Source organism: Aureibaculum algae, from assembly GCF_006065315.1.
Taxonomy (GTDB): domain Bacteria; phylum Bacteroidota; class Bacteroidia; order Flavobacteriales; family Flavobacteriaceae; genus Aureibaculum; species Aureibaculum algae.
Genome location: NZ_CP040749.1, coordinates 4,316,643 through 4,329,867, shown reverse-complemented (window position 1 = coordinate 4,329,867; position 13,225 = coordinate 4,316,643). Strand labels below are relative to the sequence as shown.

Genomic DNA, 13,225 nt, shown 5'->3' with positions numbered 1-13,225 from the left:
TTAAAATGCGGAAGTCAGGAAAAAAGGAAAATACAAATTTAAATCTTGGTTTGAAACAATAGATGGAAAGCAGTTCAATGCTAATTATGTATATGTTACAAAACAATAATAACTCTAAAACATGAAAAAAACAGTCAAAATAAGTTTTGCACTTGCCTTTTTTTTGGTGCAAGTATCTTTTAGTTATGAACAAAATAAACAAGATTTTGGCACTATAAATTTTAATAAAAATTGGCTTTTTCATAAAGATTCTCTACCAGATGCCGAAATGTTGGATTATAACGATACGCAATGGCGGAAATTAAATCTACCACATGATTGGGCAATTGAAGGTCCATTTGATAAAAAATATAATGCTCGCACAGGGGGTTTGCCCGTGCATGGCGTAGCTTGGTATAGAAAACATTTTACGGTAGCAAAAAATGAGGAGAATAAACAGATTTCTATAGAGTTTGACGGAGCTATGAGCAATGCAAAGGTTTGGTTAAATGGTATTTATATTGGAGAAAGACCTTATGGATATGTCGGTTTTTCATTTGATTTAACCGAGCATATTCAATTTGGTAAAGACAACATTATAGCTGTTCAATTGGCGCCGGAAGATTTGGCTTCTAGATGGTATTCAGGAGCAGGAATTTATAGAAATGTTCGATTAAAAATAAAGAGCGCTGTACACATTCCGCAATGGGGCACTAAGATAACGACACCAAAAGTTGTCAATGGTGTTGCTGATGTTGCCATAGCTACTAAAATTAAAAACACAAGTGCCAAAGAGGTAAAAGCAACTTTAGAAACGGTAATTATAGATGCAAACGGCAAACTAGTAACGAACCAAGAAACACCAGTAATTTTAAAAAGTAATTCACAAAAAGAAGTTACGCAAAATCTAGTTATTAAAAATGCGCAACTTTGGCAAATGGGTAATTCTTATATGTACAAGGCAATAAGTAGTATCAAGATTAGGAATAAGAAAATAGATGCTTTTCAAAGTGATTTTGGTGTGCGAACCATTGAATTTGATGCAAATAACGGTTTTAGTTTAAATGGGAAGCAGGTTGAATTAAATGGGGTCTGTATGCATCATGATCAAGGTCCGTTAGGTGCTGCAATTAACTATAGAGCCAAAGAACGACAAATGCAAATCATGCAGAGTATGGGTGTAAACGCATTGCGTACAAGCCATAATCCGCCATCGCCAGAGATGCTAAAAGTTTGTAATGCGTTAGGAATAGTAGTTATTGTTGAAGCGTTTGATGAATGGAAAATAGGAAAAGTAGAAAATGGTTATCATAAGTTTTGGGAGGAGTGGCATGAAATTGATCTTCGAGATATGATTAACAGAGATCGCAATCATCCATCTGTAATTATGTGGAGTATTGGTAATGAAATTTTAGAGCAAAGCAGACCAGATGGTTGGAAAATCACGAAAGAGTTAAACGATATTTGTCATGAGGAAGATCCTACAAGACCAACCACCATCGGATTTAATTATTATCCAGCTCCTTTTAAAAATAAGTTGGCAGATTATGTAGATGTGATAGGAATGAATTATTGGCCAAAAAGGTATGGAGAAATTTTAACGCAAAATCCCAATAGAATTGTGTATGGATCTGAAACTTCCTCGATGACAAGTAGTAGAGGAGTATACCATTTACCTATTGAATTTAATGAAAGACATGAAACCAATCAAGTTTCAAGCTATGATGCCATTATAGGGCCACCTTGGGCATATGCGCCTGATGTTGAGTTTGATGCACAAGAAGCCGAACCTAAATCTTTGGGTGAATTTATTTGGACAGGATTTGATTATTTAGGAGAACCAACACCGTATGGTGGTAGAGATAATTCCACAAATGGTCATTGGAATGACGATTGGCCATCACGTTCTTCTTATTTCGCACCGGTAGATTTAGCAGGTTTTCCTAAAGATCGTTATTATTTGTATCAAAGTCAGTGGACTACCGAACCAATGGTGCATGTATTGCCACATTGGAATTGGGAAGGGAAAGAAGGACAAGAAATTCCGGTTTATTCTTATACAAACTGTGAAGAAGTAGAACTTTTTGTGAATGGGAAATCTTTCGGTAAGAAAATAAAAGGAAAGGATTTTACAGAAATTCCTTCAGAGTTTCATGACTTTGAAAAAGGAATGTATAAAACTAAATATCGTCTTTCTTGGGCTGTGCCGTACCAACCAGGAACTATCAAAGTTGTGGGTTATGTAAACGGTGAGATTGCTACTACAAAACAGATTAATACAGCAGGAGTGCCAGCCAAAATAAAATTAGAAGCAGATAGATCTGTTATTAATGCAGATGATGAAGATCTTTCTTTTATAACGGTAAGAATAGAAGATAAGGAAGGAAATTTATGTCCGAATGCTGATAATTTGGTAACATTTTCTATTGCAGGTTTAGGAAAATTGGCGGCAGTAGGTAACGGAGATGCAAATTCTTTAGCATCTTTTCAAATACCAGAAAGAAAAGCTTTTCAAGGTTTGTGTTTATTGGTAGTTAAATCTACTGAGAAATCCGGTGAAATTCATATTACAGCAAGTTCGAATAATTTAGAAGCAACAAAACTCACGGTTAAAACAACGAATTAAAATGGAAAAATTAAAACACATTTTATATGTTATATTTTTTGCAATTTATGCATTTGCAAATGCTCAAGAAAAACCAAATATTGTATTTATACTAACTGATGATCAATCATATAATATGTTAGGGTGCACAGGTAATTCTATCGTGCAAACTCCAAATATTGATAAATTGGCTAAAGAAGGCGTGCTCTTTACCAATGCACATATTACTAGCGCTATTTGTACCCCAAGCAGAACTTCCATTTTGTTGGGGCAATTTGAACGAAAACATGCTGTAAACTTTAATTCAGGAACTAGTGTTTCTGATGAGGCTTGGCAAAATTCCTTTCCTATGTTGATGCGATCAGCAGGGTATTACACAGGTTGGATTGGTAAAAATCACGTGCCAATTGGCAAAGGTGGTTATGAAAGTGGTGTGATGGAGAAAAGTTTTGACTACTGGTATGCCGGGCATGGTCATTTGGGATTTTATCCTAAAGAAATACACGAAATATTTAACGATGCTATTGCAGATACACAAGTCGAAGTTATTCAAGAAGGAGTTGATGATTTTATAGATTCTAATGCGAGAAAATTAAAAGGAGCAATCCATTTTTTAGAAAAGAGACCTGATAACAAACCATTTTTATTGTCAATTAATTTCAATTTGCCACATGGTGCAAGTACGAGTACGATGAAAATGAAACCTACCGATGATGCAATTTATAAAACTATGTATCGTGATATGGAAATTCCTTTACCTGAAGGATATATCGCCAAAGCAGCTATAAAAACACCAAAATTGCCTGCAGATTTGCTTAGAGCAGAAGATAGGCAATCAGGTTATAATTATATCGATACACCTCAAGCACAAAAAGAAAGGTATATCCGCCAGTTAGAGGCGATGACAGGAATTGATCGATTGGTTGGTAAATTACAAAAAAAGCTACATGATTTGAAATTAGATAATAACACCATAATTATTTTCACTTCTGATCACGGTTTATTTATGGGCGAGCAGGGTCTTGGTGGCAAAGCACTGTGTTATGAAAAAACCACGCATGTGCCAATTATTATTTTGGATCCTCGATTGAAAAAAAAATCGAGAGGTTTCGTTTCAAACGCGCTAGTACAGACTATTGATTTAGCACCAACCATGTTGACTTATGGGGGAGTTTCATTGCCAAACAGTTTTCAAGGTAAAAGTATAATAAACTTGGTCGAAGGTAAAAAGGAAGAACCTAGAACCTATTTGTTAACAGAGAATTTATGGTCCACGCAGTTTGGTAACCCCAGGTGTGAAGCTGTTCAAGATAAAGAATGGAAATACATTCGCTATTATAAAAACAATACTATTTCTGCAAGTAAAAAAATAAAAGTGGCGAAGCAGTTTGGTATTCCAATAAACAAAATGCTGTATGTTGTGCATGATATTGATTTGGTAACCTATCGAGATTTTGTTGAATCTCCACTGCAAGGTGAGCAACCGGTATATGAAGAATTATATCATTTAAAAACCGATCCACAAGAATTTGATAATGTGATTGAAGATTCAAAAAATGAAGCAGTTTTAAATAGATTAAAAAGCGCTTGGAAAACAGAAATTACGAAAGCAAGAGGAACAGAAGCTCCGAAAGTATATCGGTATACTGCTGAAAGTCAGTTGGAAAGCAATATGATAATAGAACCAAAATAAGATTTCAAAAAGCATAAGGTTTTGTATCTGGGTACTTAATCTGCGCATGTAAACTAGTACTATGAAATCCAAAATACAGTTAAATTTAGAAGAATAAAATGAAAAGATTAGCCTTACTTATAATTATTGTTATTACAAATTGGTCTTGCGAAAAACAGTTAAAAAAAGAGAAAGAACAAGATGTAGAATGGCGAAGCCTTTTTAATGGTAAGAATTTGGAGGGATGGATTCCTAAATTGTATCATTATGAAGTTGGCGATAATTATGCGAATACGTTTAGGGTAGTAGATGGGAAGATTCAAGTAAATTATGTTGGTTATGACGGAGAGTTTGGAATGCGCTATGGTCACTTGTTTTTTAACGAATCTTTTTCATCCTATCATCTAAAATTCAGTTATAAATTTACAGACCAATGGCTAGAAGACGCTCCACATTTTACCTACAGAAATAGTGGTGTTATGTTTCATTCACAAGATCCAAAAACTATTTTAAAAGAACAAAATTGGCCTATTTCTGTAGAATATCAAATTCTAGCAGCAGAAAAAGAAAACGAGCCAAGACCAACTGGTAACATGTGTTCTCCAAGAACAGAAGTTATTTTTGAAAACAAAGTAGATCCGCGACACTGCATAAGCTCATCTTCTAAAACTTACCCATGGAATCAGTGGCAAAATGGGGAATTAATTGTGTACAAAGATTCTTTGATTATTCATAAAGTAAACGGAAAAGAAGTATTACGATATACCAAACCGCATATTGGTGGAGATATTATTACCGGTTATGATCCTGTAATAAAAGTAGATGGTAAACCTTTAACAGAAGGATATATTGGTTTGCAATCAGAAGGGCAAGGTATTGAGTTTAAAGATATAAAAATTAAAAACCTAGAATAAATGCAACCCCAACAATTCCAATGGAAAGTAGTGGTTTTTGTGCTTTTTTACGCAACTACTTTTTATAGTCAAAATGATACAAAAAAATCACTACCAAATATAGTTTGGATTGTATCCGAAGATAATTCTAAACACTACATGAAGTTATTTGACGAGAACGGTGTTGCTACACCAAATATCGAAAAGTTAGTAGAACATGGTTTACTTTTTACACATGCATTTTCAAATGCAGCCGTGTGTAGTGTAGCGCGCTCAACAATTATTTCGGGTAGCTATGCGCCAAGAACAGGAACTCAATATCACAGGCGCAATAAGTTAGTGCCAATGCCAACGGATTTGAAAATGTTTCCGGCCTACTTGCGTGATGCAGGATATTACACTACAAATAATAGTAAAGAAGATTATAATTTTATAAAAGATTCTGGAGTTTGGGATGATTCTTCAAAAACTGCTACTTGGAGAAATAGAAAAAACGGACAACCATTTTTTCATGTATTCAATATAGAAACAACGCATGAATCGAGTTTGCATTATACCAAAGAAGAAATGGAGAGCTTGGCAACTATCACTTCACAAAATAAGAATACAATTCAGCCAAATCATCCTAAAACAAAAATATTTGAATTTGCTAATGCTTATTACAGAGATAAGCATGTAGAAATGGATAAACAAGTAGGTAAAGTTGTTTCGCAATTAAAAGAAGACGGCTTATTAGAGAGTACATTTATATTTTATTATGGAGATCACGGTGGTGTTTTACCAGGTAGTAAAGGGTATGTTTATGAAACAGGATTACATGTGCCAATGGTGGTTTATGTGCCAGAAAAATATCGTGATTTTACTCCGTTTCAAATAGGAGGTACAGTAGATGGTTTTGTTAGTTTTATTGATTTAGCACCAACAGTATTAAATTTAGCAGGAGTTACAATACCAAAACAATTGGATGGAAAACCTTTTTTAGGAAAAGTAATTACTAAAAAAGAAATAGAATCTAGAAATACAACTTACGGCTATGCTGATCGATTTGACGAAAAATATGACATGGTTCGTTCTGTCAGAGTTGGTAAATATAAATATATTCGAAGTTATCAACCTTTTAATTTTGATGGTTTAACAAACAACTATCGTTATAAACAAGTAGCTTATCAAGAATGGGAAGCCCTTTATGAAGCTGGAGAATTGATTGCAATACAAAAGCAATTTTTTAAACCAAGAAAGGCGGAGATGTTGTTTGATGTAGAAGCCGATCCGTTTGAAACTAAAGATCTATCTTCAGAAGCTTCCTATAAAAAAATACTATCAGAACTTAGAAACAAATTAATAGTTTGGGAAAAAGGTATGCCAGACTTATCGTTTTATCCAGAGTTTTATCTAATTAAAAATGCTTTTGATAATCCAGTGGCTTTTGGTCAAGCACATAAAAAGCAAATTAAAGATTATAGGACAACGGCCAATTGGATGCTTTTAGATTATAAGAAAGCAGCACCTAAAATAAAAGAAGGTTTGCAATCTAAAGATCCATGGAAACGGTATTGGAGCATTATTGTTTGTAGTAGTTTTGCAGATAAAGCAAAAAGTTTTATTCCAGAAATAAAAATGATAGAAAAAAATGATACCGAATTAATAAATAAAGTTCGCGCAGCAGAGTTTCTCGGACTTATAAAAGTTAAGAATCCTTCTAAAGTTATGCTTGATGCTTTATATGCCACTAAAGATGCGACTGAAGGATTACTTATTTTAAATTCAATTACTCTTTTAAATTCCTTTGATTACGGGTTTGATTTTGAAATAGAGCCAACCAAAATACAAGCAATTGTACAACAAGATAAATTGGTACAAGAGCGACTTAATTACCTGAAAAAGAAGAGATGATAAAAACTAAACTAATAATTCTGTTGTTTTTAATTCAGATACAACTTTTTGCCCAAGATTTCAATGTTTTGGATTATGGCGCAAAAGCGGATGGCAAAACAAAAGATACCAAAGAAGTACAAGCCGCAATTGATGCTTGTAGCAAAAATGGAGGTGGTAGCGTTATTATTCCTTCTGGAAAAACAGTGGTAATTGGCACTATTTATTTAAAAGATTTTGTAACGCTGCACATTGCAAATGGAGCAACTTTATTAGCAAGTCCTGATATAGCAGATTATAGCACAGTTACACATAAAAACACCTATAAAAACGAACCCCATTTGGATCGTTGTTTAATTTTTGCTAAGAATGCTAAATCTTTTGCCATTGAAGGTTATGGAACCATCGATGGTAACGGGTATGCTAAAAATTTTAATAAAATTACTGGGCGACCAATGCTCATGCGTTTTCTGAATTGTGAGAAAGTGCACATGCGAGATGTTACTATTATAAATCCTGCATCTTGGACTTCGGCTTGGTTGTATTGTAATGAAATCGTGGTAGATGGAATCAAAATAAAAAGTAGGGTAAATCATAATGGTGATGGACTTGATTTTGATGGATGCACCAATGTTCGAGTTGCTAATTCTTCGTTTGATACCAGTGATGACTCTATATGTTTACAAACTTCAAGAGTAGATAAACCTTGTAAAGATATAACGATAACCAATTGTGTATTTACAAGTAAATGGGCGGGAATGCGCATAGGATTGGCGTCTAGAGGAGATTTTGATTCTGTTACGGTTAGTAATTGCACTTTTCATGATATTCAAGATTCAGGTTTAAAAATACAAATGAATGAAGGTGGAGAAATGAAAAATATAACCTTCTCTAATTTAGTAATGCGAAATGTTCCTCGCCCTATTTTTATGACTTTTTGCCAACAGCGTGCAGGTGTTGATGCTCCTTTAGAAATGGCGCCAATGAAAGCAATGCACAATTTTATTTTTAATGGAATGATTATCGACAATAGTATGCTCGACAAAAATTCAGCCATATTTATAACTGGTATGCCAAATCGATATATTAACGATATTCAATTAAATAATATTCAAATGACAGTTGCAGGTGGAGGAACCAAAGAGGATGCAAACAATTCTATAAAAGAATATACATTAGATATTTTAGGAGATTGGTGGCCAGAATTTAGTTTAATTGGAACTTTGCCGTCAAGCGGAATTTATGCGCGTCATGTAAAAGGTTTAACCCTACAAAACATCCAATTAAAGGTGGCAAGTTTTGACCATAGAGCGCCAATTGTTTTTGATGACGTAATACAAGATACCATTGGATTTGTCACCGTAAACAATGTCAGCTTTACGGAAAAACAACTCATAAGAAAATAGTTTTTCAAAGTTTCTACAACTTATGGCATTGATGGTAGCGCAGATCGGTAAAATAAAAAAACACAAAGCTGGTAAGTAGCTCAAAAATTCCAGCAATAACCTTTAGTTTTTAAGGATATTACTCCATTACATATCCAATAAAAAATAGCACAAATATGGATTGCAAAAATCAAATAAAAAAAATAGGATTCCTTTTGTTTTTTTGTACGATTGCTTGGTCATCTCAGGCACAAAAAAGTAACAAAACCCAAAAACCAAATGTTTATGAAGAAGGCGGAATTCATGTGCCTTTAATTTTCTCAGGAGGTTTTGTTCAGCAAAAGGGAACGAAGTATAGTGGGTTATCTTACATCCATGATATTTATCCAACACTTTGCGATTTTTGGGATTATTACGAATAAAAATCATATGTTTTTCAAATAAAATCATCTGTGAAACAACAATTAATATTCTTGAGATAAATTTGAACCCTCTATTAAATAGACAAAGCAATGAAAAATTATCTAATTCTAGTTATGTTACTTCTTATTTCTTATGCAGGAATTGCTCAAAAAGACAAAAAACCGAATGTATTAATTATTTTATCCGATGACCAAGGTTGGGGCGATGTTGGTTTTAATGGAGGAACAGATATTCCTACTCGCAATTTAGATAATTTGGCGAAAGAAGGTGTTGTTTTTAGTCAAGGATATGCTACACATCCGTACTGTAGCCCAAGCAGAGCGGGTTTGCTTTCTGGGCGCTATCAACAAGAATTTGGTCACGAAAATAATCCAGAAAATGAAGTTCAAGACGATTCATCAAATATAGGACTTCCGTTAAATGAATTATTGATTTCAGAATTGCTACAAAAAAATGAATACCAAACTTGTGCTATTGGTAAGTGGCACTTAGGTAATGCAGAGAAATTTTGGCCTATAAACAGAGGGTTTGATGATTGGTATGGTTTTTCCGGTGGAGGCTTTAACTATTGGGGATATCTTGGGAATAAATCTAAAATGCTAGGAGTATTACGAAATGGCGTTCCTGTTCCTGTAAGTGAACAAACTTATTTAACCAATGATTTTTCTAATGAAGCTGTAAAATATATCGACAAATACGCCAAGAATAAAAAGCCGTTTTTTATGTATTTAGCATATAATGCACCACATGAGCCTATACAAGCCACCAAAGAATATACGGATAAAGTAAAGTATATAGAAGATGGTAAGCGAGCAGCTTATGCGGCAATGGTCGTGGGAATGGATGCTGGAATAGGAAAAGTAATTCAAAAATTAAAAGATGTCGGAGAATATGAAAACACATTAATTTTCTTTTATAGTGATAATGGACCTCATTTGAGCGGAGCAAGTGCCGGACCTTATAGAGGTCACAAAGGAATGTTATTTGAAGGGGGTATTCGCGAGCCTTTCTTGGTTTCATGGCCAAATAAAATTAAGGGAGGTAGAACCTATGATGATCCAATTATTGCTTTAGATATTTATCCAACAATTTTATCAGCTACTGGCATAAAAATTCCCAAAAACAAACAATTAGATGGTGTTGATTTGTTGCCATACATAGAAAAAAAGAATAAAAATATGGTTGAAAGAACTCTCTATTGGCGATATTCCGGTGGTCAAGGATACGCTGTGAGAAGTGGTAAATATAAATTAGTTCGTTCAGAATATAAAGAAAAAATATTGTTGTTTGACATAGAAAAAGACCCATACGAGCATCATGATATTTCGAATGAATTTTCTGATAAAGTTGCAGAATTAGATGAAAAATACAAAACTTGGACTTTAGAAACCGTTCAACCTTTGTGGCCAGATGCACATATTGAACATGTGCATTTAGAAGAAAAAAACAGAGAATCCTTTATACAAAGAGCCCTTAAAAATTAAAATTTTTTACTAAATTTTACTTATTTCTGACGAATTACTCTTAAGAAAGTTGCATTGTTATATCTGCTTAAAAAACAAAGAAAAAAATAGTTGTTGAGTTTTTATAGAGTATAGAATATGGTAATTAGATTATATTAAAATTCTTTATTTTAATGATAATAGTTACGTTTTCAGTCACTTATTTGTTGAGGGCGTCTTTTTATGTAATATAGTAATGGTGTTAAAAAACCATATATGTTATCTACAAAATCATTTGTTAGTGTTTAAAATTAGGCTATAATCTATATTTACCTAGTAGAAATCAATTAATTTTTTTTAGAATGACCAAACAGTTAATTAGTATAAAAAAATGGAGCCTCTTGTTGTGTTTGTGCTTCACATTTCAAATGTATGCCCAAGTAGAACGTGAACAAGATTTTAACTTTGATTGGAAGTTTTCTTTAGATCAAAAAGGAGATGCTTTTTCAAGAGGTTTGAATGATTCGAAATGGCGTGATGTAAATTTACCTCATGATTGGAGTGTTGAGTTTCCGTTTGAAGAAAAACTAGAGGGAGCCACAGGCTATTTGCCAGGAGGTTTGGGCTGGTATCGAAAACAATTTTCAATTAATTTAGAAGAAAATCAATCCGCATTTATACTATTCGATGGGGTCTATAATAATTCTGAAGTTTGGTTAAATGGAAAAAAACTAGGGGCAAACCCATATGGTTATTCTCCATTTTATTTTGATATAACTCCATTTCTAACTAAAGATGGCAAAAATAATCTTATTGCTGTTAAGGTTGATCATACACGCTATGCCGATTCTAGATGGTACACTGGTAGTGGAATTTATCGAAATGTAAAATTAATTACGGTTAATAAAACACATATCCCTATTTGGGGAACTTATGTTACAACGCCTAAAGTTACTACTAATGAGGCAACAGTTCAAATACAAACTACAATTAAAAATACAGCAAAAAGGAAAACTAAAATTATTTTACAATCTGTAATTTTAGATGCCAATGGTAAAGAAATCGCTAAAAAAGAAGATAAGGTAACTGTAAAAGGTAATGGGCAAGAGGTGTTCAAACAAAATATCCAGATTGCTTCTCCTAAATTATGGGATACAGAAAATCCAAATATGTATAATGTTGTTTCTACCTTAAAAATAAATGATGAGCTTATTGACCAATATGCAACACCTTTTGGTATTAGAACTTTGCGATTTACAGCGAAAGAAGGATTTTTCTTAAACGATAAATTTACACTGGTTAAAGGTGTTTGTTTGCATCATGATGGAGGTTTGGTAGGAGCTGCAGTTCCGAAAGGAGTTTGGAAAAGAAGACTAATGCAATTAAAAGAAGCTGGCGTAAATGCTATCCGTACTTCTCATAATCCTTTTTCAAAAGAGTTTTTAGATTTATGTGATACAATGGGTTTTTTGGTTCAAGATGAAATTTTTGACGAGTTAGACTATCCAAAAGATAAAAGACTGAACTATCATGACCGAATTGTTGACTCTATTACAAGAGGTTATACCAATCACTTCCAAAAATGGGGAGAAAGTGATTTAAAAAGAACCATTTTGCGCGACAGAAATCATCCTTCTATATTTCAATGGAGTATCGGTAACGAAATTGAATGGACGTATTTACACTACAGATATATAACAGGCTTATGGCCAGATCCTAATGATCCACAAAAGACAGAAGGATTTTGGGGCGGTTTACCAATATACTCTCCAGAAGAGTTAAAACAACGCTATAATAGTTGGGATAAAAAGGAGCATATTTTAGCAGAAACAGCAAAAAGATTAAATGGCTGGATAAAATCGTTGGATACCACTAGACCAACTATTGCAAACTTAATAATTCCACAAGTAAGTTTAGTTAGTGGTTATGCAGATGCCATCGATATTGCGGGTTTTAGTTATAGAAATAGTATTATTCCTTGGGCACAAAAGCACTTTCCAAACAAACAAGTAACCATAACCGAATGCCCTGGTGGTTGGGATGATTGGAAACAAGTATTAGAAAACCCTGGAGTCTTTAGTATTTTTATGTGGACAGGAATTGACTATATGGGAGAGAGTAATGAAAAATGGCCAATAAAAGGTGGTTGGGGAGAAATATTAGATTTGGCTGGATTTAAATTGCAAGGGTATAATTATTTTAAAAGTATTTGGGTAGATGAACCGCACATTTCTTTAGGAACTTTACCTTTAGAAAAGTCTAGTTTCTTAGCGGATAAGTTATCTGGACAAGCCATCCCAAAAGATAAAAATTCTTATAAATGGCGAAATACTAATACACATTGGAACTACAAAGATGGAGATTCTATCTTAGTAGAAGTGGCATCGAATTTAGCTACAGTCGAGTTGTTTTTAAATGATAAAACTTTAGGAAGTCGGAGTATGTCCGAATGTCCTGATAGAATATTTCGTTGGGTTGTGCCATATGAAAAAGGAGTCTTGACGGCAAAAGCAGGGTTTGCTAAGCAAAAGATTATAGCAAATCTCAGCACTACTTCAGAGCCGATTGGTTTACAGATTACAACAGATAAAACAGAGCTAACTTCAGATGGTTATGATGTTGCGCACATCGTTGCTCAATTGGTAGATAAAGATGGTAATTTGGTAAAAACATCTAATGCAAAAGTTACTTTTGATGTAAAAGGTTCCGTGAGAATTTTAGGAGTTGACAATGGAGCAGGAGATAATATTCAAAATTTTCAATCCAATGAATTGATGACTAGCAAAGGTCGTTGTTTATTAATTGTGCAAAGCAAACGGGATGTTGTAGGTAAAGCAGAAATAAAAGCGACAACGGAGAACTTTTCGAGTGCTGTGATACAATTAGATGTAAAGTAATAAAGGCTAATAAAAATCATTAAAACTTGTCTTAATATCATTTGATAGCCTTTGAGA

Annotated in this window: 8 protein-coding genes; all 8 read left to right on the top strand. The window is 33.7% G+C overall.

Annotation, left to right across the window (positions count from 1 at the left end; translation table 11 throughout):
• Positions 1 to 121: 121 nt before the first annotated feature.
• The 8 genes from FF125_RS18430 to FF125_RS18395 all read left to right on the top strand — a co-directional run bounded on the left by FF125_RS18430 (position 122) and on the right by FF125_RS18395 (position 13,168).
• The gene (locus tag FF125_RS18430; protein WP_138951248.1) at positions 122 to 2,605 is read left to right on the top strand and encodes a glycoside hydrolase family 2 TIM barrel-domain containing protein; all 2,484 of its coding nucleotides are present in this window, start codon (positions 122 to 124) and stop codon (positions 2,603 to 2,605) included.
• Between the two features lies 1 nt (position 2,606).
• Positions 2,607 to 4,277: a sulfatase-like hydrolase/transferase gene (locus FF125_RS18425; RefSeq protein ID WP_138951247.1), complete on the top strand. Its 1,671-nt coding sequence runs from the start codon at positions 2,607 to 2,609 to the stop codon at positions 4,275 to 4,277.
• Between the two features lie 98 nt (positions 4,278 to 4,375).
• On the top strand, positions 4,376 to 5,170 hold the full coding sequence (locus FF125_RS18420) for a 3-keto-disaccharide hydrolase (RefSeq protein WP_138951245.1): 795 nt from the start codon (positions 4,376 to 4,378) through the stop codon (positions 5,168 to 5,170).
• Positions 5,171 to 7,042 carry a sulfatase family protein gene (locus FF125_RS18415; RefSeq protein WP_138951243.1) on the top strand — a complete coding sequence of 624 codons (1,872 nt, stop codon included), beginning with the start codon at positions 5,171 to 5,173 and terminating at the stop codon, positions 7,040 to 7,042.
• Positions 7,039 to 8,427, top strand: coding sequence for a glycoside hydrolase family 28 protein (locus FF125_RS18410; protein WP_138951241.1), 1,389 nt, complete (start codon positions 7,039 to 7,041; stop codon positions 8,425 to 8,427). The genes FF125_RS18415 and FF125_RS18410 overlap by 4 nt, the downstream gene beginning before the upstream one ends.
• Before the next feature lie 155 nt (positions 8,428 to 8,582).
• Positions 8,583 to 8,828, top strand: coding sequence for a hypothetical protein (locus tag FF125_RS18405; protein ID WP_138951239.1), 246 nt, complete (start codon positions 8,583 to 8,585; stop codon positions 8,826 to 8,828).
• A gap of 90 nt (positions 8,829 to 8,918) precedes the next feature.
• Positions 8,919 to 10,313: a sulfatase family protein gene (locus FF125_RS18400; protein ID WP_138951237.1), complete on the top strand. Its 1,395-nt coding sequence runs from the start codon at positions 8,919 to 8,921 to the stop codon at positions 10,311 to 10,313.
• A gap of 320 nt (positions 10,314 to 10,633) precedes the next feature.
• Positions 10,634 to 13,168: a sugar-binding domain-containing protein gene (locus FF125_RS18395; protein ID WP_138951235.1), complete on the top strand. Its 2,535-nt coding sequence runs from the start codon at positions 10,634 to 10,636 to the stop codon at positions 13,166 to 13,168.
• Positions 13,169 to 13,225: the final 57 nt, after the last annotated feature.